The organism is Steroidobacter sp. (assembly GCF_036402275.1).
In the GTDB taxonomy this organism is placed as follows: Bacteria; Pseudomonadota; Gammaproteobacteria; order Steroidobacterales; family Steroidobacteraceae; genus Steroidobacter.
Genome location: NZ_DASWTF010000036.1, coordinates 553,023 through 578,707, shown reverse-complemented (window position 1 = coordinate 578,707; position 25,685 = coordinate 553,023). Strand labels below are relative to the sequence as shown.

General features: G+C 62.9%; 23 protein-coding genes. 21 read left to right on the top strand and 2 right to left on the bottom strand.

All coding sequences use genetic code 11. The features are described from left to right. Window positions 1–54: 54 nt before the first annotated feature. The 9 genes from VGD45_RS22170 (at window position 55) to VGD45_RS22130 (ending at window position 13,678) form a co-directional block, all read left to right on the top strand. Entirely contained in the window at window positions 55–906 is an 852-nt protein-coding gene (locus tag VGD45_RS22170; protein ID WP_331157533.1) for an IclR family transcriptional regulator, read from the top strand. A gap of 222 nt (window positions 907–1,128) precedes the next feature. After that, a complete protein-coding gene (locus VGD45_RS22165) occupies window positions 1,129–2,622 on the top strand; it encodes an undecaprenyl-phosphate glucose phosphotransferase (RefSeq protein ID WP_331157532.1) in 1,494 nt (497 codons plus the stop codon). Between the two features lie 154 nt (window positions 2,623–2,776). Continuing rightward, complete coding sequence (locus tag VGD45_RS22160) at window positions 2,777–4,267, top strand: hypothetical protein (RefSeq protein ID WP_331157531.1); 1,491 nt, start codon at window positions 2,777–2,779, stop codon at window positions 4,265–4,267. Window positions 4,268–4,539: 272 nt separating this feature from the next. Then, window positions 4,540–7,425 carry a 2-oxoglutarate dehydrogenase E1 component gene (locus tag VGD45_RS22155; protein ID WP_331157530.1) on the top strand — a complete coding sequence of 962 codons (2,886 nt, stop codon included), beginning with the start codon at window positions 4,540–4,542 and terminating at the stop codon, window positions 7,423–7,425. Between the two features lie 22 nt (window positions 7,426–7,447). Next, window positions 7,448–8,668 (top strand): 2-oxoglutarate dehydrogenase complex dihydrolipoyllysine-residue succinyltransferase, encoded by a 1,221-nt coding sequence (odhB, locus tag VGD45_RS22150; protein ID WP_331157529.1) that lies wholly within the window; start codon window positions 7,448–7,450, stop codon window positions 8,666–8,668. Between the two features lie 108 nt (window positions 8,669–8,776). After that, window positions 8,777–10,201 (top strand): dihydrolipoyl dehydrogenase, encoded by a 1,425-nt coding sequence (lpdA, locus tag VGD45_RS22145; RefSeq protein WP_331157528.1) that lies wholly within the window; start codon window positions 8,777–8,779, stop codon window positions 10,199–10,201. A gap of 143 nt (window positions 10,202–10,344) precedes the next feature. Continuing rightward, window positions 10,345–11,682 (top strand): APC family permease, encoded by a 1,338-nt coding sequence (locus VGD45_RS22140; protein ID WP_331157527.1) that lies wholly within the window; start codon window positions 10,345–10,347, stop codon window positions 11,680–11,682. After that, window positions 11,655–12,806, top strand: coding sequence for a hypothetical protein (locus VGD45_RS22135; RefSeq protein WP_331157526.1), 1,152 nt, complete (start codon window positions 11,655–11,657; stop codon window positions 12,804–12,806). The genes VGD45_RS22140 and VGD45_RS22135 overlap by 28 nt, the downstream gene beginning before the upstream one ends. Window positions 12,807–12,934: 128 nt before the next feature. Then, window positions 12,935–13,678, top strand: coding sequence for an ABC transporter ATP-binding protein (locus VGD45_RS22130; protein ID WP_331157525.1), 744 nt, complete (start codon window positions 12,935–12,937; stop codon window positions 13,676–13,678). Between the two features lie 71 nt (window positions 13,679–13,749). On the opposite strand, the gene VGD45_RS22125 is transcribed toward VGD45_RS22130, so the two are convergent. Together VGD45_RS22125 and VGD45_RS22120 are read right to left on the bottom strand one after the other, a co-directional pair. Further along, complete coding sequence (locus tag VGD45_RS22125; protein ID WP_331157524.1) at window positions 13,750–14,232, bottom strand: WbuC family cupin fold metalloprotein; 483 nt, start codon at window positions 14,230–14,232, stop codon at window positions 13,750–13,752. Between the two features lie 7 nt (window positions 14,233–14,239). After that, window positions 14,240–16,405: a bifunctional (p)ppGpp synthetase/guanosine-3',5'-bis(diphosphate) 3'-pyrophosphohydrolase gene (locus tag VGD45_RS22120; protein ID WP_331157523.1), complete on the bottom strand. Its 2,166-nt coding sequence runs from the start codon at window positions 16,403–16,405 to the stop codon at window positions 14,240–14,242. Between the two features lie 231 nt (window positions 16,406–16,636). Between VGD45_RS22120 and ruvC the strand changes: the two genes are divergently transcribed. The 12 genes from ruvC (at window position 16,637) to queC (ending at window position 25,678) form a co-directional block, all read left to right on the top strand. Then, window positions 16,637–17,140, top strand: a complete 504-nt coding sequence (gene ruvC, locus VGD45_RS22115) for a crossover junction endodeoxyribonuclease RuvC (RefSeq protein ID WP_331157813.1) — start codon at window positions 16,637–16,639, stop codon at window positions 17,138–17,140. Then, entirely contained in the window at window positions 17,137–17,742 is a 606-nt protein-coding gene (gene ruvA, locus VGD45_RS22110) for a Holliday junction branch migration protein RuvA (protein WP_331157522.1), read from the top strand. The genes ruvC and ruvA overlap by 4 nt, the downstream gene beginning before the upstream one ends. A gap of 6 nt (window positions 17,743–17,748) precedes the next feature. Beyond that, entirely contained in the window at window positions 17,749–18,780 is a 1,032-nt protein-coding gene (gene ruvB, locus VGD45_RS22105; protein WP_349263335.1) for a Holliday junction branch migration DNA helicase RuvB, read from the top strand. 8 nt (window positions 18,781–18,788) lie between these two features. Then, a complete protein-coding gene (gene ybgC, locus VGD45_RS22100) occupies window positions 18,789–19,238 on the top strand; it encodes a tol-pal system-associated acyl-CoA thioesterase (RefSeq protein ID WP_331157520.1) in 450 nt (149 codons plus the stop codon). 5 nt (window positions 19,239–19,243) lie between these two features. Further along, window positions 19,244–19,963, top strand: a complete 720-nt coding sequence (gene tolQ / locus VGD45_RS22095) for a protein TolQ (protein ID WP_331157519.1) — start codon at window positions 19,244–19,246, stop codon at window positions 19,961–19,963. Window positions 19,964–19,968: 5 nt separating this feature from the next. Beyond that, a complete protein-coding gene (gene tolR, locus VGD45_RS22090) occupies window positions 19,969–20,418 on the top strand; it encodes a protein TolR (RefSeq protein ID WP_331157518.1) in 450 nt (149 codons plus the stop codon). Window positions 20,419–20,424: 6 nt separating this feature from the next. After that, window positions 20,425–21,342 (top strand): cell envelope integrity protein TolA, encoded by a 918-nt coding sequence (tolA, locus tag VGD45_RS22085; protein ID WP_331157517.1) that lies wholly within the window; start codon window positions 20,425–20,427, stop codon window positions 21,340–21,342. A 41-nt stretch (window positions 21,343–21,383) separates the two neighbouring features. Then, window positions 21,384–22,685 carry a Tol-Pal system beta propeller repeat protein TolB gene (gene tolB / locus VGD45_RS22080; RefSeq protein ID WP_331157516.1) on the top strand — a complete coding sequence of 434 codons (1,302 nt, stop codon included), beginning with the start codon at window positions 21,384–21,386 and terminating at the stop codon, window positions 22,683–22,685. Between the two features lie 159 nt (window positions 22,686–22,844). Next, entirely contained in the window at window positions 22,845–23,369 is a 525-nt protein-coding gene (pal, locus tag VGD45_RS22075) for a peptidoglycan-associated lipoprotein Pal (protein ID WP_331157515.1), read from the top strand. Window positions 23,370–23,395: 26 nt separating this feature from the next. Beyond that, window positions 23,396–24,157, top strand: a complete 762-nt coding sequence (gene ybgF / locus VGD45_RS22070; protein ID WP_331157514.1) for a tol-pal system protein YbgF — start codon at window positions 23,396–23,398, stop codon at window positions 24,155–24,157. Window positions 24,158–24,229: 72 nt separating this feature from the next. Then, on the top strand, window positions 24,230–24,922 hold the full coding sequence (gene queE, locus VGD45_RS22065; RefSeq protein ID WP_331157513.1) for a 7-carboxy-7-deazaguanine synthase QueE: 693 nt from the start codon (window positions 24,230–24,232) through the stop codon (window positions 24,920–24,922). 51 nt (window positions 24,923–24,973) lie between these two features. Then, a complete protein-coding gene (queC, locus tag VGD45_RS22060; protein WP_331157812.1) occupies window positions 24,974–25,678 on the top strand; it encodes a 7-cyano-7-deazaguanine synthase QueC in 705 nt (234 codons plus the stop codon). Window positions 25,679–25,685 lie beyond the last annotated feature (7 nt).

Genomic DNA, 25,685 nt, shown 5'->3' with positions numbered 1-25,685 from the left:
GCCCGATCCCTCGCAATATAAACAGGGCGGTTACGGATAAGGCGGGAAATTATTATGGCTACCAGAGCATCAGAAACGACTCGCATGATCGAGACGACGGGGACCTCGGCGGCGGCGCCAAAACCTCATGTGGGCAAGCAGGACCGACACTTCGTCACTGCGTTGTCGCGCGGGTTGGACGTCTTGTCCTGCTTCCGTAGCGGCAGCCGGCTGCTCGGTAACCAGGACATTTCCGAACGGTGCAAGCTGCCCAAGTCGACCGTCTCGCGTCTGACTTACACGCTCACCAAGCTGGGCTATCTCCACTACGTAAAAGAGTCGGGCAAGTACCGCCTGGGCACGGCCACGCTCGCGCTGGGGAGCGCGGTGCTGGGTCGTTTCGAAGTGCGCGATCTCGCACGGCCGCTGATGCAGGAACTCGCCGATGCGACCGGCACGTCGGTGGCTTTGGGCGCACGGCAGCGGCTCAGCATGGTGTGCGTCGAGGTTTGCAAGGGCAACGCGGTGCTGTCGTTGAATATGGAAGTCGGCATGCGTCTGCCGTTGGCAACGGCCGCCATCGGCCGTGCGTATCTGGCGGTTTGCAGCGACACCGAGCGCGCCGATCTGCTCGATCAGTTGAAAGAGCTCGATCATCTCGCCTGGCCAGGCTTGAAGCAGGGCATCGACAAGTCGCTGGCCATGTACCAGGAGCTCGGCGTGTGCAGCTCGTTCGGCGAGTGGCAGCCGGACGTGAATGGGATCGCCGTGGGCTTCCGCCCGGGTAACGGTCTGCCGCCGATGTCCATCAATTGCGGCGCGCCGGCCTTCAAGGTTTCGCAGGAATATTTACTCAACGACGTGCGGCCGCGTCTGGTCGAGCTGGTCCGTCGCATCGAGGAGGGACTGGGCCAGGCCCGCTCCTGAGCACAGCTCCGACGCCCTCGCTTCCTTGCTAACGACGGCGCGCATCGCGAGGTGCGCGTCGTTGTTTTTTTGCAGTGGCCGCCTTGGAGGCGATCGTCGTCGATGTGTCATCCGATCCAGGCGTAGCTGCAAGCAGACGCCGATGCGATCCGGAACTTTTCAGGGACAACGCCAGTTAAAAAGCAGCTTCCCAAGTAAAAATTGTCAGCCGATCGACGAGTCATGCGCGAATCTCTCCAAGCAGACAGCACCCGCGCAGACCCGCGCGGCGCACCTGCGCATGGCGTGGATAGCGGTGTGGCGTTCAGGCGTCGCAATCTGCGCGTTCATCAGGGAAGTTCCGAGCCGCCGACCGTAGCGCTGCTTAGACACGTGCTAAATCCCTCGGTCATCGTGCTCTCGCTGCTGATGTGTGCGTTCCTGTTCTCGCAGAAGCTCACTCCGCCGTATTTCGCGTTGGCGGCGCTGGCGTTTCTGATCGCCTCGCAGGTAGTGAGCGAACCGGTGATGGACAACTCGGCGCGTAACGGCGGCTTGATGAGTTTGCTTCAGCATCCGATCTTCGCCGAGTGGCTGCTGGTCTCGGCGGCGCTGCTGTTGATGGCGTTCGCATTCAAAGTCACCGAAACCTTCTCACGTCGGGTAATTCTTACTTGGTTCGCCGTGACGCCGTTCGTGGTGGTGGCTGCTGAAGCCGCTCTGCGACGCTATGCGGCATTCTCGGCTCTGCGCGGCAAGATTCAGCAGAGCCACGTGATCATCGGCGCGAATGAGGCTGGCTCGCGTCTGGCCCGACGGATCATGGCCAATCCGCATCTGGGCCCCTTCAAAGGCTTTTTCGACGACCGGGATACGGCGCGACTGCCCGACATGCCCATGGAGCAGTTGCTCGGCGACATGACGGATATCGTCAACTACGTGCGCCTCAACGCGGTCAGCAACATATATATCTGTCTGCCGATGCGCGCGGACGAGCGCGTCACGAAGTTGCTCGAAGAGCTGAAGGACACGACCGCCTCGGTGTACTTCGTCCCGGACATTTTCATGTTCGATCTGATGCAGGCTCGCGTTTGCGACATCGACGGCATTCCGATGCTCGCCGTCTGCGAGACGCCGTTCGCCGGTCTCGACGGCGTCATCAAGCGCGCCAGCGACATCGTGTTCTCTTCGGTGCTGTTGCTGATGTTGTGGCCGGTGCTGCTGCTCATCGCCATCGGCGTTCGGTTGAGCTCGCCGGGCCCCATTCTGTTCCGTCAGCGTCGCTACGGCATGTATGGTGAAGCCATCAATGTTTTCAAATTCCGAAGCATGACGGTGTGCGAGGACGGCGGCACCGTCACGCAAGCCCAGCGCAACGATCCGCGCGTGACACGTTTCGGCGCTTTCCTGCGACGGACCTCGTTGGACGAGCTGCCGCAGTTGTTCAACGTGTTCCTCGGTTCGATGAGCCTGGTGGGGCCGCGTCCGCATGCGGTGGCTCACAACGAGGAATATCGCCGCATCATCGAAGGCTACATGCTGCGTCATAAAGTACGGCCGGGCATCACCGGCTGGGCGCAGGTCAACGGGCTGCGCGGCGAGACCGACACCGTCGACAAGATGCAGCGTCGGGTCGAATACGACCTCGACTATCTGCGCAATTGGTCCCTGGCCCTGGACCTGGTCATCCTGCTGCGAACGGCTTCGCTGGTATGGCGAGATCGCAATGCATATTGAAAGGTAGAGCCATGCGTAAAAGCCAACTGCACGTCTGGATCACGATGATGTTCTGCGCGCTGGCGGTAGCGGCCCAAGCGGTGCAGACCGGCGCCATTCATTTGCCGTTCTGAAGACGGCGCCAGTTTTCGGTGGATTCGATGGATATGGGCTGATGATCATGGCCGAGGCGATTGCCCAAGCGGTTGCTAATCAGTCGGCGGAGGCTCGACTCGCTGCCTTGCTGCGTCATTTACAAGCGGAGCAAGTGGAGCACGTGGTCGTCGAGGAAGACGGCGACTCGGGCGAGCCGAAGCACAAGGGCGCGAGCCTGGTGGTAGCGGCGGAATCCTTGCCACAGCTGCCGCGCGTGTTGCATGAATTCTGCCGTCGCAACGACATGAGCCTGGTGGATCACTGTCATCGCGCCGGCGAGCAGATGTTCATGCTCGGCTGGTTCGACGCCGAGCAACGTCCCGAATTTGTTTCATTGCGAGTCAAACATCCGAACGCCAGGGCGGGCGGCTGGTGGCAACGCAAGCGGGAGCAGTTGAACCGCTGGCGCGAGCCGTGTGGATTGCTGATTGCCTGCCTGGGCCCCGAGGCCAGCGGTCGAACCAACGTCGTGGAGCGACTGGGCGCCCGACCGCTCGCGCCATTCGCCGACGCTCATATCATGGATCTGCGTCCTCACATCATGCACCCGGTGCCCGTGAATCCTGAAAACAAGGTGCCGCGCGGTCGGTTCGGCACCATGGCCAAACTCATGATGTTCGTTGCCGACTATTGGCTCGGCTACTGGCTGCAGATCCGGCCCAAGCTCGTGGCGTCGACCATGGTGGTGTCGAATCGTTACTTCGACGACATCCTGGTGGACCCGAGCTACTACCGCATCGATCGCTTCCGCAGCCTGGCGCGCTGGCTGTTGCCTTGGATTCCACGACCCGAGTTGTGGCTGGTCTTCGATGTTCCTTCCGAAGTCCTGCAAACGCGGACTCGCGAAGTGGCCGCCGAGGAAGCCGCACGACTGCGCAGCGAATACCGCAAAGTGCTTCGTCGTCGAGAAGACGTCGTCGTGCTGGATGCGAGCAAGCCGCTCGATGAGATCACTGCGGAGGCCGAGCGCGCCATCGTCGCTCAACTCGTGCGACGTACCGCCCGACGTCTCGGCTTACCCGATACCAGCAAGGACAATCCGACCTCCACCGACGTGCTGCTGTTTTTCTGTCGCCGGCATGTGCCGCTGTTGAGCAAGCTGGTGCGCGTGCTGTTCAACAGCGATATTCACTGTCGACTGCCGGCCGACGTTCACATGCCGCATCCGTACGGCATCGTCCTGCATCGACAGGCAGTCATCGGTCACCGCGTGACCATCATGCAGCAAGTGATGATCGGCGGACGCGATCACAATCAGCTCATCGCTCCGGTCATCGGCGACGATGTCACCATCGGCGCAGGCGCGCGTGTGCTCGGTGACGTTCGCATCGGTAATGGCGCGACCATCGGCGCCAATGCAGTCGTGACTCGCGATATCCCTCCCGGAGCCACCGTTGTCGGCGCGGATCGCATCATCGCCATGAGTCGCAATTCGGCGACGGGGCAGGGCGAGGCCGCGCCCAATGTCACTCAATTCCCGGTGAGCTCCCGCCAGAACACCGCGGCTTGAGCCCGGTTTCGTTTGACTGCCGGACGATGAAATTCCGCCGCCCGACCCCACCTATGCACCATGATGGACAGGCTGTTGACTAGCCCTGCGACCAGGCCCCGGAGCCATCAGGTGTGAAATCTATCTCGATCGACGTGTGAGTGATCACACGGCGTTTCTCAACCACGGCGTGGTTCGGCTACACTACCGGCCCTCTTTATGACCCCTTATTCGTTTTGTGCGCCCGGTGTGGGCCAACCCTTCCATAGTCCGAACAGGAACTTGCGAGCGCAATGAGCGACTCTTTGCGAGCTTTGCTCGACTCTACGCCTCTCGGGGCTGGCAACGCCCCCTATATCGAATCCCTCTACGAACAGTTTCTAGCTGACCCAGCGTCGGTCGAGCCGAAATGGCGCGACTACTTCGCTGGGCTCGGTAAAGCAGGCGGCGCAAGCGACGTTGCGCACGGCCCGATTCGAGACGCGCTCGCCAAGCGCGCCTATTCGATCGGTGCACCCGCTGCAGCAGCCCCCGCGGCTTCGTCTGCGACGAACGATGCCTTCGCGAAACAAGGCGCTGTGTCCCGACTCGTGCAGGTGTACGCAAACCGCGGCCATCTGGTCGCCGACATCGATCCGCTGGGCCTGATGAAGCGCCCGGTGCCCGAGGTGCTCGAGCTGTCGCACTTCGGTCTGAGCAACGCGGATCTGGAGACCGAGTTCTTCACCGGCAGCCGCACCGATGCGATCGCGAAGCGCATGAAGCTGAAGGACATCGTCGCTCAGCTGCGCCAGATCTATTGCGGCACCATCGGCGCCGAATTCGCACACGTGTCCGATTCCACCGAGCGTCTGTGGCTGCAGAATCGCTTCCAGGAAGGTCGCGTGACCAACCGCTTCTCGGCGGAGGAGCGCAAGACGTTCCTGCGTCACCTGACGGCCGCCGAAGGTCTCGAGCGTTATCTCGCCACCAAATACCCGGCGCAGAAGCGCTTCTCGCTCGAAGGCGGCGACGCGCTGGTGCCGCTGGTCGACGATCTGATTCAGCAGGGCGGCCTGCGCGGCATCGAAGAGATGGTCATCGGCATGGCCCACCGCGGCCGCCTGAACCTGCTCGTGAACGTGGTCGGCAAGTCGCCGCAGAAACTGTTCTCCGAGTTCGAAGGTCACTACGACGTGAACCACATGCAGGGCTCGGGCGACGTGAAGTACCACAAGGGCTTCTCGACCGACATCAAGACGCCCGGCGGCAACGTGCACGTCGCGATGGCGTTCAATCCCTCGCATCTCGAAGTCGTGAACCCGGTGGTCGAAGGCTCGGTGCGCGCGCGTCAACAGCGCCGTAGCGACACGAAGGGCGACAAGGTCATGCCGTTGCTGATTCACGGCGATGCCGCTTTCGCGGGTCAAGGCGTCGTGATGGAAACATTGCAGATGTCGCAGGTCCGTGGTTTCTACACCGGCGGCACTGTGCATGTGATCATCAACAACCAGGTCGGCTTCACGATCTCGAAGCCGGAAGACGCTCGCTCGACCATGTACTGCAGCGACGTGGCGAAGATGATCGAAGCGCCGATTTTCCACGTGAATGGCGACGATCCGGAAGCCGTCGCGTTCGTCGCGCGCCTGGCGCTCGACTACCGCATGACGTTCCACAAGGACGTCGTGATCGATCTGGTCTGCTACCGCCGCCTCGGCCACAACGAGTCGGACGAGCCGTCGGCCACGCAGCCGGTGATGTACGCCAAGATCCGCTCGCAGAAGACGCCTCGTCAGATCTACGCCGAACGCCTGGTCGCCGAGAAGGTGATCACCATGGCCGACGCCGACGCGATGGTCGACGAGTACCGCCGCGAGATGGACGAAGGCAAGTCGCAGGCCAAGCAGTCGCTGGGTCTGATCGGCAACAAGCACACCGTCGACTGGACCAAGTATCACAACGTCGATCTCACCGAGACGGTGAAGACCGGCGTGCGCGTGGAGCAGTTGCGCGAGCTGGCCACCAAGCTCACGACGTTGCCCGCGAATCTCACGTTGCATCGTCAGGTCGCGAAGATCGTCCAGGATCGCGAGAAGATGACGGCCGGTCAGTTGCCGCTCGACTGGGGCTTCGCCGAGAACCTGGCGTACGCGACGTTGCTCACCGAAGGTTATGAAGTTCGTCTGATCGGCCAGGACAGCGGCCGCGGCACGTTCTTCCATCGTCACGCGGTGTGGCACGACCAGAACAGCGTCGAGAACTACATTCCGTTGCAGCACCTGGCGCCGAGCCAGCCGCGCTTCGACGTGTACGACTCGTTCCTGTCCGAAGAAGCGGTGCTCGGCTTCGAGTACGGCTTCTCGACCACCGAGCCGAACAGCCTGAACATCTGGGAAGCGCAGTTCGGCGATTTCGCCAACGGCGCGCAGGTCATCATCGACCAGTTCATCAGCTCCGGCGAAGCGAAGTGGGGCCGCCTGTGCGGTCTGACGCTGATGCTGCCGCATGGCTATGAAGGCCAGGGTCCGGAACATTCCTCCGCGCGTCTGGAGCGCTTCCTGCAGTTGTGCGCCGAGCAGAACATGCAGGTGTGCGTGCCCTCGACGCCGGCGCAGATGTTCCACATGCTGCGTCGTCAGATGAAGCAGAGCTTCCGCAAGCCGCTCATCATCATGACGCCGAAGAGCCTGCTGCGTCACAAGCTGTCCGTGTCGCAGCTGGAAGATCTGACGCAGGGCTCGTTCCGCACCGTCATCGACGAGGTGGACGATATCCAGGCGAGCAAGGTGACGCGTGTCGTGTTCTGCTCGGGCAAGGTCTATTTCGATCTGCTCGACTCGCGTCGCGGCGACGGATTGCACAACATCGCCATCGTGCGCGTGGAACAGTTGTATCCGTTCCCGGCCGAGGAATACGCGGCGATCGTCAAGAAATATTCGAACGCGAAGGAAATCGTCTGGTGTCAGGAGGAGCCGCAGAATCAGGGCGCCTGGTATCAGATCCGCCATCGTCTGCAGGAGTCGCTGTCGAAGGATCATCAGCTGCTGTACGCAGGCCGCGCTCCGGCGGCCGCTCCCGCCACCGGCATCGCTCAGATGCACCAGGAACAACAGCAGGCGCTGGTCGACGCCGCGCTGCGCTCCACCAGCACCGAAGAGTCGCTGCGGCATACCACGCGCCTCAAGGCCGCGAACAAGTAACGCCGCATAACAGGATCAAGTGATGACAATCGAAATCAAGGTTCCGCAACTACCCGAGTCTGTTTCCGACGCTACTCTGGTCTCCTGGCACAAAAAGCCGGGCGAGGCCGTCAGCCGCGATGAAAACCTGGTCGATCTCGAAACCGACAAGGTGGTGCTCGAAGTGCCCGCGCCCTCGGCCGGCGTGATCAAGGAGCTCAAGGTCAAGAACGGCGCCACTGTCACCAGCGGCCAGGTGCTCGCGATTCTGGAAGCGGGCGAGGGCGCTGCTGCCGCCGCTCCGGCTGCGAAGACCGAAGCCAAGGCTGAAGCTCCGGCTGCTGCCGAGAGCAAAGCTGCCGGCGGCAAGCTCGCTCCCGCCGCGAAGCGCATGGTCGAAGAGCACAAGCTCGACGCCACGCAGATCGCTGGCAGCGGCCGCGATGGCCGCGTGAGCAAGGGCGATGTGATTCAACACATGTCGGGCAAGTCGTCCGCTCCGGCGGAAGCGAAGGCTCCGGCCAAGCAGGCTCCTGCGGTGAAGTTGCCAGCGGCCGTTGGCTCGCGTAACGAACAGCGCGTGCCGATGACCCGTCTGCGTGCTCGTATCGCCGAGCGTTTGATTCAGGCGCAGTCCACGGCTGCGATGCTGACGACGTTCAACGAAGTCGACCTGACGGCGGTGAACGAGATCCGCGCGCGTTACAAGGACAAGTTCGAGAAGGCTCACGGCGTGAAGCTCGGCTTCAGCTCGTTCTTCATCAAGGCGTCGATCGAAGCGCTGCGCAAGTTCCCGGCGGTGAATGCGTCCATCGACGGCAACGACATCGTTTATCACGAGTTCTACGACGTGGGCGTCGCCGTCTCCACCGATCGTGGCTTGATGGTGCCGGTCATTCGTAACGCCGAGGCGCTGAGCTTCGCCGATCTCGAAATCGCGGTGGGCGAGTACGCCAAGAAGGCCCGCGACGGTTCGATCTCTCTGGAAGAGCTCACCGGCGGCACGTTCACCATCACCAACGGCGGCGTGTTCGGCTCGCTGATGTCGACCCCGATTCTGAATCCGCCGCAGGTCGCGATCCTCGGCATGCACAAGATTCAGGAGCGTCCGATGGTGGTCGACGGCGAGATCAAGATCCGCCCGATGATGTATCTCGCGCTCACTTACGACCATCGCATCGTCGACGGCCGCGAGTCGGTGCAGTTCCTGGTGGCGATCAAGGAAGCGCTGGAAGATCCGGCGCGGCTGCTGCTGCAGCTGTAATCGCTGCAAGTGACTACCGACTACTGAGCAATGAACATGGGCGCTGCGGCTTGCAGCGCCCATTTTTTTCTAATTTGTTTCTAAAGAAAAACTCGCTGCGGAGTTCTCATGTCTGAATACGACGTCATCGTCATCGGCGGCGGTCCCGCCGGTTATCCCGCCGCCATCCGTGCTGGCCAGAACAAATTGAAAGTGGCTTGTATCGATGAGTGGGTGAACAAAGATGGCTCGTATGCCTTCGGCGGCACCTGCTTGAACGCGGGCTGTATTCCTTCCAAGGCCATGCTCGAGTCCTCGGAGCTGGTGCACCGGGCGCAGCACGAGTTTGCGACTCACGGCATCAAGGTGGGCGAGGTGTCCGTCGATCTGGCGGCGATGCAGAAGCGTCGCGCCGGCATCGTGAAGGCGTCCACGCAGGGCATCAGCGCGCTGTTCAAGGCCGCGGGCGTCACGGGCCTGCAGGGCCACGGCAAACTGCTCAAGGGCAACAAAGTCGAATACACCAACAAGGACGGCAAGAAGGAAGAGCTGACGGCCAAGCACGTCATTCTCGCTTCCGGTTCGTCGCCGACTGAACTGAAGAGCCTGCCGTTCGACGGCAAGCAGATCGTCGACTCGTGGGGCGCGCTCGAATTCGACGCCGTGCCGAAGCGTCTCGGCGTGATCGGCGCCGGCATCATCGGTCTCGAGCTGGGCAGCGTGTGGCGTCGCCTGGGTTCGGAAGTCGTGGTGCTCGAAGCGCTCGACACGTTCCTGCCGGCCGCCGATGGCGCCGTCTCCAAGGAAGCGCTCAAGCACTTCAAGAAGCTCGGCCTCGACATTCGCCTGGGCGCGAAAGTCAGCGGCGCGGACAAGTCTGCGAGCGGCGTGAAGCTGAAGTACACCGATGGCAAGGGCGAGCAGACCGTCGAGGTCGACAAGGTGGTGGTCGCCATCGGCCGCCGTCCGTTCACCAAGGATCTGCTCGGCGACGGCACCGGCGTGCAGATCGACGAGCGCGGCTTCATCAAGGTCGATCACGACTGCAAGACCGGCGTGGACAATGTCTGGGCCGTCGGCGACGTGGTTCGCGGCCCGATGCTGGCGCACAAGGGCAAGGAAGAGGGCGTGATGGTCGCCGACCTGATCGCCGGCAAGATCGCCGAAGTGAATTACAAGACCATTCCTTCGGTCATCTACACCCATCCCGAGATCGCCTGGGTCGGTCAGACCGAAGAGGAAGCGAAGAAGAGCGGCCGGGCTTACAAAGTCGGCTCGTTCCCGTTCCTGGCGAGCGGTCGCGCTCGCGCAATGGAGTCCACCGCGGGCTTTGTAAAGGTCGTCGCCGCGCAGGATGACGATGAAATCCTGGGCGTGCACATCATCGGCCCGATGGCCGGCGAGCTGATCGCCGAAGCCGTGCTGGCGATGGAATACTCGGCTTCCACCGAGGACCTGCAGCGGACCATCCACGCGCATCCGACCCTGTCCGAAGCGGTGCACGAGGCGGCCCTGAACGCGGACAAGATCGCGATCGACTTTCCGAATCGGTAATTGGCCCGAATGGGTGACAAGCGGGCCCGGTCTCGCTTGTCGCTTCCCCTCTTGGGAAAAAATAAAAAAATATGTTCCCCCTCCCGTGCACGGGAGGGGGCCAGGGGGTGGGTCTTCCGGCCGAATCGGCTATTCTCCGGCCGATGCACCATACGAATAACGCGCCCTCGGTCCAGACTGGCAACCCCGACGCACTCCTGTCTCGCGAGCTAGGCACGCGACAGCTGGCGGCCACCATCTTCAATTACACCGTGGGCAGCGGCATTTTCGTGCTGCCGGCCTTCGCGGTCGGGCAGCTCGGCAGCGCTGCGCCGATGGCCTATGTGGCCTGCGCGATCATCATCGGTTTGGTCGTGCTGTGCTTCGCCGAGGCCGGCAGCCGAGTCTCGGCGACCGGCGGGCCGTATGCGTATGTAGAAACGGCGCTCGGGCCGATGTGGGGCTTCGTCGCCGGCTGCCTCGTGGTGGCCACGGGCGGATCCGCCGCGGCGGCCGTTTCCAGCGTTCTCGCGCGATCCATTCTCACATTGGTCCCCGATGCATCCATCTGGGTGAACCGCGCCATGATCGTGCTACTCGTCAGCACTCTGGTTGCGATCAACTATCGCGGTGTCAAAACCGGTGCGCGCGTGATCGAGGCGATCACGGTGGCCAAATTGTTACCGCTGCTCGCCTTCGTCGGCATCGGCGTGTTCTTCATCGAACCTTCGAATCTCGTCTGGAGCGCGGTGCCGGAGGCGAGCTCCGTGCTTGCTACCTCCGGCATCATCATCTTCGCCTTTTCAGGCATCGAAGGCTCGCTGATCCCCAGCGGCGAAGTGAAGAACCCCTCGCGGACCGTGCCTCGCGCAGCGTTTCTGGCCCTCGGCGCGGCGACGCTTTTGTATCTCGCGATTCAGTTTGTCGCACTCGGCATCCTCGGAACCGCCCTCGGCGAGGATCGCACCACCCCGCTCGCGAGCGCGGCTGGCGCGGTCGTCGGTCCGATCGGACGAACCATCCTGGTGGCCGGTGCGGCGATTTCGATGTTCGGCTACCTGAGCGCCAACGTTTTGTCCGAGCCTCGCGGTTTGTTCGCAATGAGCCGCGACGGCTTCCTGCCTCGCGTGCTGTCGAGCGTACATCCCAGCTTCCATACGCCGCATATCGCCATCATCGTGTACGGCGTAGTGATCGGCAGCATCGCTTTGTCCGGCACATACGAGACGCTCACCATCTTCGCGAATCTTTCCGCGCTGATGCTGTATTTCCTGTGCGCCATCGCGGCTTACGTGCTGCGTCAAAAAGATATCCGCACCGATGGCGAACCCTTCCTCGCCCCCGGCGGCCCGCTGGTGCCCATTGCCGCCTGTTTATCGATCGCGTGGTTGTTCCGCGAGACGGTGACGAAGGATCAATTTGTCGCATTGCTGATCGTGCTGGCTCTGGTGTTCGCGCTTTATTTCCTGCGCGCATGGCGACTGAAGGTCCAGACAACGTAACGCGCTTGCCGGCTGAAGCGCCGGCCGTCCTGCGCGGCCATCCGGCCCTGGTGGTCGAGTGGCTGCGACTCGTGAATTTATTGTCGCGCTGGCGACAGGGGAGTGTCCGCACGGCGATGCTTCTCAGTATCGTTATCGTCGTGGCCGGCCTGTTAGCGGTGGCGCTCTCGGTGCATGTCAGTGCGGCCGTTGAGACACTGGCTCGCTCCTGGCTGCTGGTGGCTGCAGTGACTGCCATCTTTGCCTGGACCACGGTGGGCCGGCGACGGAGACACGTCGAAGAATCACAATCGCAGTCGTGGCTCATCGCCACGCCCATCTCACCGTCGAGCCTGCGCTTATCAAGTGCGATTCGGACGTTGTTCCCCGTCGTCGCGGTGTTTGCTGCTGTCTTGGCGCTTTCCCTCGTCGTCATCCTGCTGAATTACGGCGTCGCGCCAGCAGTTGGCCGTGTTATCGCCGCTTTCAGCGCAGGGTTGTTCATCGGCGGCGTTGCCGGTTGGTGGATAGCCGGGCGCGAACCCAAACAAACCGGCGTAGTGGCCCCACGTTACGTACCAAGTCCCCGATTTCGCTCGAAGTCTGAACCGGCGCGCGTTGCCCTGAAACCCGACGCGTCGGCATTGTCTCGCTGGCCGATCCTCCAAGTGCTGTCATGGAGCCGCCCGGACAACTCCCGCTATGTGTTGATCGTGGCGCTGCTGGCCGTCCAGGGCGGCTCGTCCGCGATCGCGGGTTTGTCCGTGGTCGCCATGTATTTCATAGCCAGCTACCTCGGTACGCTGTTGTTAGCGATGATGCCAGTGGCCAAGTCAGCCGCCTCGTGGCTGCGATCCACACCGATGACTCTGAGTGAGTTTGTCTGGTCGCTGATGCGTCGCGCGCTCGTTCACCAGCTGGCGGGCACCGCGGTTGCCGTGGTCGTGATGCTGCTGCTCGACGCGCCACTCGCGATGGCTGTGCAGATCGGCGCGTTGTGGCTCGGTCTCGTAATATCGGTCTCCGGTTTTGCACTCGCCGAGAACTATCGCGGCCGTTCGCCGCTCGCACGGATCGCGCTCTCCGCTGCGGCGTTCGCCGCGCTTGCAACGTTGATGCAAATACGGGTGGGAGCAAAGATATGAGCATGCGGCGCTTCTGCGGAAACCTTTCTGCGGAAACGTCGAATGTTAAATTGCGGATTGGCAGCCTGGATACGCGACGCTTGGCGACATGAGTGCGAATGTCGTCTGTGCGGTGGAGGAACGTTCAAATGACTTCAGTCGTACTCGACGTTCGCGAAGTTCACGCGAAGTACGGTAAGCACGAAGTTCTCAGCGGCGTGAGCTTGCAGGTGCCGGCAGGGGAGTGGTTTTGTTTGCTCGGGCCCAACGGCGTTGGGAAGAGCACGCTGTTACGTTGTATCAGCGGTGCGCTCGTGCCTTCGGCGGGTGATTTGCTGGTGGCGGGACATTCGGTGATCGCGGAGCCGCTCGCGGCCAAACGACGCCTGGGTTATGCCTGTGCGCCGGAGCAATTGCCTGAGTTGCTGACGGGACGCCAATGCCTGGAGGTCTATGCGCACGCCAAGGGGTTGCAAGCCCTGGACGACGCTGTCCTGGCGTTGGCGACGCAGCTGCGATTCGAAAGCTACTTGGATGCCTTCGTCGACACATATTCGCTCGGCACGCGACAGAAGCTCTGCATCCTACTTGCGTTGTTAGGCGAGCCAGCGCTGATCGTGCTGGATGAGGCGTTCAACGGACTCGACCCAGCGAGCGCGCTGGTGGTGAAGCACCATCTGCAACAGCGCTTGTCGGGCGGGCGGTGCGCCGTGTTGCTGGCAACTCATTCGCTCGACATCGTCGAGCACTACGCCGACAAAGCGGCCCTGCTCATCGACGGCCGTATCGTGCGCGAGTGGGATGAAACGGAGATCGCCGCGTATCGAGTGCAAGGAGACAGTGCGATGGAAACCGCGCTGGCGGCTGCATCGAACACAGTCGGATCAACATGAGGATGCGATTTGTGGCAGATACGGCGCGATTGATGAGAAACGCAGCTCGGAGGAGAGTGTCCGCACCACACTCATGACCGAGGCGCGCGAGCGCCGATCGGCGCGGTTCTGACCCACCGCTGAAACGCAGCGGTGGCTGGGTTTCCTTCCTCTGGCGCCCACGACGCGAATTCGGCGGCGGTCGCGGGATCGTAGGGACCCTCTTTTACTTCGAGGAAAGCAGCGCCATCGCTCAAAGGCAGCAGCGTGTGCCAGGTCTCGCGCGGCAGCTCGAACGCCATGTTTGGCGTGCCTTCGCCCACGACATTCCGCGCCGTGATCACACCGTCATGATCGAACACCACCACGTCAAAGCGCCCGCGAACGATGGTGCACAACTCGGACTTGGTCAGGTGTCGATGTGGGCGAACGTACGAGTCGGACTGCGCGACCACGACGAAGCGTTGCACGACGTCGCTCGATGACGCGTGCAGATTGTAATGCGCGCGGCGCCGGGGACTTGCGGCAGCCTTGGTGGTGAGTTCATCGAGCAGGGACGAGGAGATGAGCTTCATGGGGCCTTTAAACCTTGCGTCGGGCGCTGAGCACGTTCGGCAGTCCCTGAATCCGGGCGAGCACGCGAGACAACTCTTCCAGGTCGTGCACCGTGATCTTGAGATTCATATCGGCGACGCCGTCGGTCTCGTGCGTTAACGTGTTCATGGCGTGAATATTGATCTTCGAATCCGCGAGCACCGCGCTCACGTCGCGGAGCAAACCGCGACGGTCGTAGGCGCGCACGTTGATGTCCACGGGGAATGAGCGATCGCCGCCCGAGCCCCATTCGACGGGAATGACCCGTTCCGGGTTGGCCGCCGCCAGCCGCTTGAAGTTCATGCAGTCATCGCGATGGATGCTGACGCCGCGACCCAGCGTGATGTAGCCATGAATGGCTTCGGGCGGCACCGGGTTACAGCAGCCGGCGAAGTTCGACAACAGATCGTCGACGCCATCGACGGTGATGCCCGACGCCTTCTTCGGCTCGGCCGCCGGCCGGCGCACGATGGGCGTGGGCAGTTCCTGCGGCTTGGCGCGACGTTGCACGGCGCCGCCGATCTGCGCCACGTTGATTTCGCCCTCGCCGATGGCGCGATACAGTTGCTCCGCGTTATCGACTTTGAACTCGCTGATCAGCTCGGGCAGCGTCACCGAATGCACGGCCAACCGCTGCAACTCGCGCTCCAGGATCTGCCGGCCTTGTTGGATATTCTGCTGCTCGTCGAGCTTGCGAAAATACGAGCGAACTTTGTTTCGATTGCGGGGCGACGCCAGATAACCCAGTGAGGGCACCAGCCAGTCGCGACTCGGGTTCAACTGCTTGCCGGTGATGATCTCGACCTGATCGCCGTTCGCGAGCACCTGGTTCAAAGGCACCATGCGACCGTTGACCTTCGCGCCCCGGCATCGGTGACCCAGATCGGTGTGCACGTGATACGCGAAGTCGAGCGGTGTCGCGCCCCGAGGCAGGTCCACGACTTCGCCGCGAGGTGAGATGGCATAGACGCGATCCTCGAACAGCTCCGAGCGAACACGATCGAGAAATTCGCCTTCGGTTTCTTCGCCGCGCTCGCCAGGCTCGAGAATCTGGCGCAGCCAGACGATCTTCTGCTCGTACGCCGGATTGGCGCGGCCACCTTCCTTGTACCGCCAGTGTGCCGCCACGCCGAGCTCAGCATGAGCATGCATTTCGCGTGTGCGAATCTGCACTTCCAGCGGCAGCTTGCCCGGCCCGATGACCGCAGTGTGGAGGGATCGGTACAGATTGTCCTTGGGCGTGGCGATGTAGTCGTCGAACTCGCCCGGAATGTACGGCCACATTCCATGCACGATGCCGAGTGCGGCATAACAGTCGGCAATAGAGTTGACCAGCACGCGCACGGCGCGCACATCGTAGAGCTGCTCGAACTGCAGCCCCTTACGCTGCATTTTGCGCCAGATGCTGTAGATGTGCTTGGGCCGGCCGGCGATCTCGGCGTCCGTCACGTGCGCCTTCGCCAGCTCGCCACGAAGCAGCTCGATCACCTCGTCGATGTAGCGTTCGCGATCGACGCGTTTGGAGGCGAGCCAGCCAGCGATGCGCTTGTAATTCTCCGGGTCCAGATACCGAAAGCTCAGGTCCTCCAGCTCCCATTTGAGCTGCCACACGCCGAGGCGGTTCGCGAGCGGGGCATAGACCTCGCGAGTTTCATACGCCAGACGTTCGCGCTCAGCGGCCGGCGCGTCCTTGCTATCGCGCAGCTGCTGTAATTGAGCCGCGAGCTTCACGAGCACCAGTCGCGGATCGGTAACGATGGCGAGCAGCATCTTGCGCAAGCCTTCGGCCTGATTGCCCGAGAGCGCTGGAGCCGAGCGTCGACCCCCGCTGGGCATGCTGATGTTCAGCGAGCCGAGTCGCTGCAACTCCGTCGCGATCCGATTCGCCGACGCGCTCACCGTGGCGATGGCTTGCTCGGGCGTGATCACGTCGGCTTCGAGCAGCGGCAGGAGCAGGGCGCCGCCCAGTATGTCGTCGTCATCGGTCAAGCTGACGAGGATGTCGACGATGGCCTGTGCACGGGCCAGAGCCGTTGTGGCTTGGGGCTGGCCCTCGGCGACCACGCCGGCCAGTTTTCCCAACAGCTCGTGGGCGCGCCGCCGGGCATTCGCGGTCTGTTCGGTATCGGAGGCAGCGACGTCGACGGAAGGCATGGACGGGGAATCGTGTCGGTTTGTAGCCGTTGCCGGTATCATACCGGCTTCGAAGGTCACAACCTGCGGCCTGAACTATGATCTTGGCCCGCCGGTTACAAGCGGAGGGAGTCCTTGCGCAGACTCAGGCGCCCGAAAAGTCTCGCTGAGCTCAACCTCGCCCGGGGTGACGTGAAGGTCTCGTCCGCGTTCGTGAGGGTTCAGCAGCCGTCGGAGGCGCCGCCGGCGCGGGTGCGAATCCTGGGCCTGGACCCGGGCTCGTTATGCACCGGTTACGCCGTGATCGAAACCGGGCCGAAGATGACCTATCTGGTCAGCGGCTCGATCCGGGCGAAAGGCGCGGCGTTGTCCGATCGGCTCCAGGAAATTTTTGCCGGCGTGGATAAATTGGCCAACGAGTTTCGGCCCGACGAGGTGGCGATCGAGCGCGTGTTTATGCACCGCAATGCCGACAGCGCGCTGAAACTGGGGCAGGCGCGGGGTGCGGCCTTGAGTGCGACTTTTGCCGTGCGTCCCCGTGTTTTTGAGTACGCGCCGCGTGAGGTGAAACTGGCCGTGGTGGGCACCGGTGGTGCGCAGAAGGAACAAGTACAACTGATGGTCCGACGTTTGTTGAATCTCACCGGCCCGATGGGCGCCGACGCCGCCGACGCGCTGGCGATCGCGCTCTGTCACGCGCATTCGCGCAATCTCAACGGCCAGCTGCACCGGCTCGCCGCGGGCTCGGCGCAATGATCGGATTTCTGCGCGGTCGGCTGACCGCCAAGCAACCTCCGCAGCTGGTGATCGACGTGGGCGGCGTCGGTTACGAGCTGGAAGCGCCCATGTCGACGTTCTACGGCCTGCCGGCGACCGGCGCGGACATTCATTTGTTCACGCACCTGGTGGTCCGGGAGGACGCGCACATCCTGTTTGGCTTCGGCACCGAGCGCGAGCGGCGTCTGTTCCGCGAGCTGCTGAAAGTTTCCAACGTGGGGCCGAAGCTCGCGCTCGCCCTGTTATCGGGCATGACGGTCGATGCGTTCCTGATGTGCATCGAGGCGCAGGACATCGACACCCTGGTGCGCACACCCGGCGTCGGCCGCAAGACCGCCGAGCGCCTGGTGGTCGAGATGCGCGACCGGGTGAAGGGTTTTGGCGACACCGGTCAGGCCGTGCTGCCCTCGGGCGGAACCGGCGAGGCTACGATTGGTCCACAGGCGGAGGCTTTCAGTGCGCTGGTGGCGCTGGGTTACAAGCCCGCCGAGGTGACGCGGCTGCTGAAGGCGGTGGACGCGTCGGTGCAGACCACCGAGGAAATCATTCGCCGCGCGCTGCAGGCAGCGGCCACCCGATAACAAATGATCGAGCAGGACCGCATCGTTTCCGCCGCCAGCCAGGGCGATGAAGCTGCCTTCGACCGCGCCGTGCGGCCGAAGAAGCTGGCCGATTACGTCGGCCAGTCGGCGGTGAAGACGCAGATGGAAATATTCATCCAGGCGGCTCGCAACCGGAAGGAAGCGCTGGATCACGTGCTGATCTTCGGTCCGCCGGGGCTCGGCAAGACCACGCTGGCGAACATCGTCGCGAACGAGCTGGGCGTGAATCTGCGCCAGACCTCGGGACCCGTGATCGAGCGCGCCGGCGATCTGGCCGCGCTGCTCACGAATCTGCAGGCGAACGACGTGTTGTTCGTCGACGAGATCCATCGCCTGAGCCCAGTGGTCGAAGAGATCCTGTATCCGGCGATGGAAGACTTTCAGCTGGACATCATGATCGGGGAAGGCCCGGGCGCGCGCTCCATCAAACTGGATCTGCCCCCGTTCACGCTGATCGGCGCGACCACTCGCGCAGGCTTGCTGACCTCGCCGCTGCGAGACCGTTTCGGCATCGTGCAGCGTTTGGAGTTTTACGACCACGCCGAGCTGACACGCATCGTGACGCGCTCGGCCGGCTTGTTGGGCGTGCCAGCGGACCCCGGTGGCTCCAGCCGGATTGCGCAGCGCTCGCGGGGAACTCCCCGTATCGCCAATCGATTGCTCCGGCGCGTGCGTGACTACGCCGAAGTGCGCGCCGGTGGGCGGATTACCGATGAGGTCGCGCAGGCAGCGTTGGACATGCTGGACGTGGATCCGCTGGGGTTCGATCTCATGGACCGCAAGCTGCTGCTGACCATCATCGAAAAGTTCGACGGCGGCCCGGTGGGCGTGGAAAGCCTGTCGGCGGCGCTGGGCGAGGAGCGCGGCACCATCGAGGACGTGATCGAGCCGTATCTGATCCAGCAGGGTTTCATCATGCGCACGGCGCGCGGCCGGGTGGCCACGCGCATGGCGTATCAACATTTCGGCCTGAAGTCGCCGGAGCGGCCGGGAACTGGCGAATTGTTCGGAGACTGATCGGGCGCATGGCAGCGGATATTTCTTCGGCGATGAATGTTTCTGAAGCCCCGACTGGGGCGCGGCCGTTCGCCTGGCCGATCCGTATCTATTGGGAAGACACCGATGCCGGCGGCATCGTGTATTACGCGAACTATTTGAAGTTCATGGAGCGCGCGCGCACCGAATGGCTGCGGGCGGCCGGCGTCGAGCAGCTGCCTCTGAAGGAGCAGCATGGACTGATGTTCGTGGTGGTCGACATGGAGGCGCACTATCGCAGGCCCGCCCGTTACGGCGACGAATTGCTCGTGACCTGCGTCATCGCCGAGCGCACTCGCGCCAGCCTCACGTTCCAACAACAGGTTTTTCGCGGCGGCCTGGAGGGCGAGCTGCTGGTTGAAGGCAAGGTGCGCGTGGCGTGCCTCGATGCGGTGAACTTACGGCCCACCGCATTACCAAAAGATCTAATTCGGGAGTGATGGGAATGATGTCAGAGAACCTGAATCCTCTGGAGCTGGTGCTGAACGCCAGTATCGTGGTGCAGATCGTGATGGGTCTGCTGCTGCTGGCCTCGCTGGTGTCGTGGTCCATCATGCTGCGCAAACGCGCCGAGCTGAACCGCGCCCGCTCCGACGCCGACCGCTTCGAGGAATCGTTCTGGTCGGGCGGCGATCTCACGGCGATGTTCCGTTCCATCGACCAGAGCCGCCGTGTCACCAAGGGCATGGAGGCGATCTTCGAGCAGGGCTTTCGTGAGTTCTCACGTTTGCGCCAGCAGGGCGGGATCGCATCCGCGCAGCTGATCGAAGGCGCTCGCCGCGGCATGCGCGTCGCGTTGCTGAAAGAAAGCGATCGCCTGGAGCTCGGCTTGTCGATGCTCGCCACCATCGGCTCGACCAGCCCGTACATCGGCCTGTTCGGCACGGTGTGGGGCATCATGAATGCGTTCCACGGCCTCGGTAACGTGCAGCAGGCGACGCTCGCGATGGTCGCGCCCGGCATCACCGAAGCGCTGATTGCCACGGCGATGGGCCTGTTCGCGGCCATTCCGGCGGTCGTCGCATACAACCGCTATGCGGACCAGGTGAGCCGCGTGGAAGTGCGCTACGACACGTTCGTCGAAGAGCTGTCGACCATTCTGCAACGTCACGCAGCGTCTCCTCGCGAGTCACAGCGTAGCGCCGGTGTGGAGGCGCACGGATGAGCCCGATGAATGCCCGCCGCGGCAAGAAGATGATGGCCGAGATCAACGTCGTGCCTTACATCGACGTGATGCTCGTGTTGCTGATCATTTTCATGATCACCGCGCCCATGCTTACCCAGGGCATCAAGGTGGATCTGCCGAAGGCCGGCGCCGAGCCGCTGCCCGAAGAGATGATGCGGCAGCATACGCCGTTGATCCTGAGCGTCGATGCCGGCGGCCAGTATTACTTGAACATCGGCTCCGATGAGGAGACCGCGATCTCCGAGGACGTCGTCATCGAGCGAGTGTCCGCCGTGCTGGGGCGTGAGCCGCAGACGCCGGTGCTGGTGAAAGCCGACACCAACGTGCCGTACGGGCGCGTCGTGACTGGCATGGTGTTGTTGCAGGAAGCGGGCGCGGAGAAGGTGGGCTTCATCACCGATCCGGCCGATGCGCGAGATAAGAAGCAGCGCTAAGACTTCATGGTCGATTTCATCAAACAACACTGGCTGTACATTCTCGGCGCGTTGGCGTTGCACGCGGTGTTCGCGGGCATTTTCGGCCTCACGATGCTGAACATGCAGCGCACGCCGCCGCCGGTGCAGCTGGCGATTCAAGCGGTGGTGGTCGATCCGGCCGCCCTGAACAAGGCCGCCCGTCAGCAACGGCAGGAGCGTGAGCGCGAGCGCGTTCAGCAACGGGAGCGTGAGGCTGAGGCTCAGCGCGAGCGTGAACAGGCCGAGCAACAGCGCCGTGAACAGGAAGAAGAGGCCACGCGCAAGCAACAGGAAGAAACTGCACGGCGGGAATCGGAACAACGGGCCGAGCAGGAGCGTCAGGTCGAATTGAAACAACGCGAGGAGGCCGAACAGCGCCGCCTGGCGGAAGAGCAACAATTGCGCGAGCGGCAGGAAGCGGAAAAGAAACGCGCTGCCGCCGAGGCCGAAAGAAAGAAACGGGCCGAGGAAGAGGCGAAGAAAGTCGCCGAGATCGAACGCAGGCAGAAAGAAGAGGCCGAACGACGCCGGGCCGCGGACGAAGCACGCTTGCAGGAAGCGCGTGAATCCGAGCTCGCTCGTCAGTTGGCGGAAGAGGAGGCCGACGCGGCGGCGGCGAGCTCACCGGAAATGGCGCAGTACGTTGCAATGATCCGACAGCAGGTCGAGCGCAGATGGAAACGTCCGCTGTCCGCAAGGGACGACTTGCAGTGCCAGGTCCAGGTGCGACAGACCCCGGCGGGCGTCGTGCTGTCGGTGCGCGTCGGCACATGCAACGGCGACGCTGCCGTGAAGCAGTCGATCGAGGTCGCGGTGCAGAGTGCTTCGCCCTTGCCGCTGCCGTCCAATCCGCGGCTGTTCAACCCGAATCTCACGTTTGTCTTCAGGCCCGGCGGCGCGTAGCGCCGGGGCCAGTCCGACTTTGCTCGAAGGAGCCGTTACTGATGAAAAAAACCTTCGCTGTTCTCGCTTGCTGGGCGCTGTCGTTGTTTGCGGCCGCGGCCAACGCGCAACTGGTCATCGAGATCACCAAGTCCGCCGAGGACGCGGTGCCGATCGCCATCGTGCCGTTTGGCTGGGAATCCACGGGCGCCGCGCCGTTCGACGTGGCCGAAGTGGTGGCCGCCGATCTGCGCCGTAGCGGCCGCTTCGAGCCGCTCGACCGCAAGACCATGATCGACCGCCCGACGCAGGGCGATCAGATTCGTTTCCAGGACTGGCGCTATCTCAAGACCGACTTCATCACGGTCGGCAAGCTGACACCGGACGGCCAGGGCTTCGCGGCGACGTTCGAGCTATACAACGTGCTCACCGGCCAGCGCCTGGCGGGCCAGCGCCTGACAGCCACCGCTAATTCCATGCGTGCGCTGTCGCATCGGATCTCGGACATCATTTTCGAACAGCTCACCGGCGTGCGCGGTGCATTCTCGACGCGCGTTGCCTTCATCAACGTCGAAGGCACGCCGCCGAAACAGCGTTACAAATTGATCGTGTCGGATTACGACGGTGAGAATCAGCAGACCATCACCACTTCGGACGAGCCGCTGATGTCTCCGGCATGGTCGCCCGATGGCCAGAGCCTCGCGTACGTATCGTTTGAAAGCAAAGCCTCCGCTATCTACGTGCAGACGTTGCGCACTGGCGAGCGGCGTCGCGTATCGGCGCGTGCCGGTATCAACGGTGCGCCGACCTGGTCGCCTGACGGCAAGAAGCTGGCGCTCACGTTGTCGCGCAAGGACGGCGATGTCGACGTCTATGTTTTGGATCTCGCCAGCCAGATGCCGACGCGCATGACGTTCGATCCTGGCATCGACACCGAGCCGAGCTGGTCCTCCGACGGCAAGAAGCTGTATTTCATGTCCGATCGCGCCGGCGGCCCGCAGATCTATGAGGTCGACGTCGAAGACCCGAAGCGGCCCACGCGCGTCAGCTTCGAAGGCAACTACAACGCACGCCCGCGTGTATCGCCGGATGGAAAGCAGCTCGCGGTGGTGCACCTGGATCGCGGCAATTACCGAATTGCCATAATCGACCTGGCCTCCAAGGGCCTGCAAGTGTTGTCCGAGGGGCGTCAGGACGAGAGCCCGAGCTTTGCTCCCAACGGCGCCGTGCTGATTTACGCCACGCAGGAAAAGGGCCGCGGCGTGTTGGCGACGGTGTCGACGGACGGCCGCACGGCGGAGCGGTTCACCAACACCGCCGGCGAAGTCCGCGAGCCGGTCTGGGCCCCGTTTTCGCAGCGCTAAGCGCGAAAATGGCGGCTAACGGGCTGGAAAAAGTCCGCCAAAGCGCCGTGTCCGGGCCGAAGTTGTGGCAAAATTCGCCGCAGTTTTGGTCTGGGAACGGCGACAGCGGATTTTTCAGCGGCTCCGCGGGTCGTAACAACTAACTCTCAGGAGATGTAGATGCGTGTAACGCAGCTGATGCTGATCGCGGCGAGTGGTCTGATGCTGGCAGCCTGTGGCAACAAGCCCCTGCCCGAAGCCGGGCCGAGCTCCGAAGCCGTCGGACCCACGACCAGCACGGAAGGCGCGTCTGGCAGCTCGGTCGGCAGCAGCCCGCTGTCGGCGGAACAGCAAGCGTTGGCAGCCGCCAAGGCCGCCGGCGTGATCGTCTACTTCGATTACGACCGCGCCGAGATCAAGCCGGAGTTCGTGCCGGTTGTCGCCGCTCACGCGAAATACCTGAACGGCAACGCGCAGTACAAGGTTCGTCTGGAAGGTCACTCCGACGAGCGCGGCTCGCGTGAGTACAACATCGGCCTCGGCGAGCGTCGTGCACAGGCCGTGCGTCGTGCGCTGATGCTGCAAGGTGTGACGGAAAACCAGATCACCACCGTGAGCTACGGCGAAGAGCGTCCGGCCGTGCAGGGCAGTGACGAGTCCGCTTACGGCAAGAATCGTCGCGTCGAGTTGGTCTACGGTCGATGATCAGAGCCGCTGCCGCTATGACTTTCATGCCAAACATCACTGTGGTGCGTGCCGGAGTGATCGCCGTCGCGGCAGCGATGCTGTCAGGCTGCGTCACCACGCCGCCGGAAGCCGATCCGGTAGTGCAGAAGCTGTCCGATCTCGACAGCCGGTTGTTACGGCTGGAGCGCGCCAACCAGGGCTTGCTCGAGCTGTCGCAACGGATCGAGACGGCCCAGAACGAGGCGCGAATGCTGCGCGGTCAGCTCGATGAAGTGCAACACGCGCTCAATCAGAGTCAGACGCAACAGCGCGAGATGTATGCTGATGTCGATCGCCGCTTGTCGGCGCTCGAAGGCAATCCGGGGGCCGCGGCGTCGAACGGCGTCCCGCCGGCTTCTGGCGGCTTGCCGATTCCGTCGGGTGACGATCGCGCCAACTATCAGGCCGCGTTCGATCTGCTGAAGGATGCGAAATATCCCGAAGCGATCAACGCCTTCAAGCAGTACCTCACCACGTTCCCGAACGGCCCGTTGGCCGACAATGCGCAGTACTGGCTGGGCGAGGCGCACTATGTGACCAAGCAGTATCCAGACGCGCTGCGCGACTTCCGCACCGTCGTGGAGAAATATCCGGAGTCGCGCAAGATTCCGGATGCGCTGTTGAAGATTGGCTATTGCAACTACGAGCTGAAGAACTGGGGCGAGGCGCGCTCGGCGCTGTCCCAGGTCGTGCAGCGTTTTGGCGATACCACCGCCGCGCGCCTCGCCAGCCAACGGCTGGCGAAACTGGATAGCGAGGGCAGGTAGTCGGTCAGGTCGACGCCGCCCGTCGATGGGCGGTGTTGCTGCCGCTGCCGGGTGGTTCGAATCAGTTTTGTCATGAACGTCGCTGACTCAACCACTGTCGATTCCGCCGCCGCCACCTCTGGCGTCGCGCGCGTCAAGCTCACTGAAATCTTCTTGTCGATTCAGGGTGAAGCCGACAGCGTGGGCTGGCCCACCGTGTTCGTGCGCCTCACCGGTTGTCCGCTGCGCTGTCAGTACTGCGATACCGCTTATGCGTTCTACGGCGGCGAGTGGTTCTCGCTCGAGCAAGTGTTGGAGCGCGTCGCTTCTTTCAACACTCGCCATGTTTGCGTCACGGGCGGCGAGCCGCTTGCGCAGAAGGGATGCTTTCCTCTGTTACAGCGGCTGTGCGACGCCGGTTACAGCGTTTCGCTCGAAACCAGCGGCGCGATCGATGTGAGTAATGTGGATCCGCGCGTGGTGCGTGTGGTTGACGTGAAAACACCGGGCAGCGGCGAAGTGGCTCGGAACCGTTACGAGAATCTCGATGTGCTGCGGCCGGAAGAGCAGGTGAAGTTCGTGCTCTGCAGCCGCGCCGATTTCGAATGGGCGCGCGATTTCATTCGCGAGCGGCGCTTGCCCGAGCGCTGCATGGTGCTGTTCAGCCCGAGCTACGGTCAGGTCGCGCCGCGCGATCTGGCGGAGTGGGTGATCGAGGAGCGCCTGCCAGTGCGGCTGCAGATTCAGCTGCACAAGGTGTTGTGGGGCGATACGCCCGGGAAATAGGAATCCGCGAGCGACGGATTAACAGTCCGTTGGTTTGCGGTTGAGGGGTCGCTGCGGCGGCTGGTAACAAGATCTATGTCTGGTACTCGCGCAGTAGTGCTTCTTTCCGGTGGTCTCGATTCGGCCACCGCGCTCGCCATTGCTCGTGAGCAAGGCTTCGAGTGCTACGCGCTGAGCGTGGATTATGGTCAGCGGCATCGCGCTGAACTTGACGCCGCTCAGCGTGTGGCCCAGTCCCTGGGCGTGGTCGAGCATCGCACGCTGCGCATCGATCTCGGCGGGATCGGCGGCTCCGCGTTGACCGATTCGAGCATCGCCGTGCCCGAGTCCCCGCAAGTGGGGATCCCGATCACGTACGTTCCAGCGCGCAACACCGTTATGTTGTCTTTTGCGCTGGGCTGGGCCGAGGTCCTGGGAGCGCCACGCATTTTCATCGGCGTGAACGCGGTGGATTATTCAGGCTATCCGGACTGCCGCCCGGCTTTCATCGCCGCCTTCGAGCGCGTCGCAAACCTGGCCACCAAAGCGGGCGTGGAGGGCACGGTGGCGTTCAAGATCGTGACGCCGCTGATCGACCTCACCAAATCCCAGATCATCCAGCGCGGCGTCTCGCTCGGTGTGGACTATTCGCTGACAGTGTCCTGCTACCAGGCCGATGCGGCTGGCCAGGCCTGTGGCAGCTGCGATTCCTGCCGCCTGCGTCGCGCCGGCTTCGCGGCGGCCGGGGTACCGGACCCCACGCGGTATTTTCGATGAATTTCTA

What these genes read in the sequence shown, in the direction of transcription:
- VGD45_RS22170 (WP_331157533.1), top strand. Translation starts at nt 55, where the DNA reads ATGGCTACCAGAGCATCAGAAACGACTCGCATGATCGAGACGACGGGG.
- VGD45_RS22165 (WP_331157532.1), top strand. Translation starts at nt 1,129, where the DNA reads ATGCGCGAATCTCTCCAAGCAGACAGCACCCGCGCAGACCCGCGCGGC.
- VGD45_RS22160 (WP_331157531.1), top strand. Translation starts at nt 2,777, where the DNA reads ATGATCATGGCCGAGGCGATTGCCCAAGCGGTTGCTAATCAGTCGGCG.
- VGD45_RS22155 (WP_331157530.1), top strand. Translation starts at nt 4,540, where the DNA reads ATGAGCGACTCTTTGCGAGCTTTGCTCGACTCTACGCCTCTCGGGGCT.
- odhB (WP_331157529.1), top strand. Translation starts at nt 7,448, where the DNA reads ATGACAATCGAAATCAAGGTTCCGCAACTACCCGAGTCTGTTTCCGAC.
- lpdA (WP_331157528.1), top strand. Translation starts at nt 8,777, where the DNA reads ATGTCTGAATACGACGTCATCGTCATCGGCGGCGGTCCCGCCGGTTAT.
- VGD45_RS22140 (WP_331157527.1), top strand. Translation starts at nt 10,345, where the DNA reads ATGCACCATACGAATAACGCGCCCTCGGTCCAGACTGGCAACCCCGAC.
- VGD45_RS22135 (WP_331157526.1), top strand. Translation starts at nt 11,655, where the DNA reads ATGGCGACTGAAGGTCCAGACAACGTAACGCGCTTGCCGGCTGAAGCG.
- VGD45_RS22130 (WP_331157525.1), top strand. Translation starts at nt 12,935, where the DNA reads ATGACTTCAGTCGTACTCGACGTTCGCGAAGTTCACGCGAAGTACGGT.
- VGD45_RS22125 (WP_331157524.1), bottom strand. Translation starts at nt 14,232, where the DNA reads ATGAAGCTCATCTCCTCGTCCCTGCTCGATGAACTCACCACCAAGGCT.
- VGD45_RS22120 (WP_331157523.1), bottom strand. Translation starts at nt 16,405, where the DNA reads ATGCCTTCCGTCGACGTCGCTGCCTCCGATACCGAACAGACCGCGAAT.
- ruvA (WP_331157522.1), top strand. Translation starts at nt 17,137, where the DNA reads ATGATCGGATTTCTGCGCGGTCGGCTGACCGCCAAGCAACCTCCGCAG.
- ybgC (WP_331157520.1), top strand. Translation starts at nt 18,789, where the DNA reads ATGGCAGCGGATATTTCTTCGGCGATGAATGTTTCTGAAGCCCCGACT.
- tolQ (WP_331157519.1), top strand. Translation starts at nt 19,244, where the DNA reads ATGATGTCAGAGAACCTGAATCCTCTGGAGCTGGTGCTGAACGCCAGT.
- tolR (WP_331157518.1), top strand. Translation starts at nt 19,969, where the DNA reads ATGAATGCCCGCCGCGGCAAGAAGATGATGGCCGAGATCAACGTCGTG.
- tolA (WP_331157517.1), top strand. Translation starts at nt 20,425, where the DNA reads ATGGTCGATTTCATCAAACAACACTGGCTGTACATTCTCGGCGCGTTG.
- tolB (WP_331157516.1), top strand. Translation starts at nt 21,384, where the DNA reads ATGAAAAAAACCTTCGCTGTTCTCGCTTGCTGGGCGCTGTCGTTGTTT.
- pal (WP_331157515.1), top strand. Translation starts at nt 22,845, where the DNA reads ATGCGTGTAACGCAGCTGATGCTGATCGCGGCGAGTGGTCTGATGCTG.
- ybgF (WP_331157514.1), top strand. Translation starts at nt 23,396, where the DNA reads ATGCCAAACATCACTGTGGTGCGTGCCGGAGTGATCGCCGTCGCGGCA.
- queE (WP_331157513.1), top strand. Translation starts at nt 24,230, where the DNA reads ATGAACGTCGCTGACTCAACCACTGTCGATTCCGCCGCCGCCACCTCT.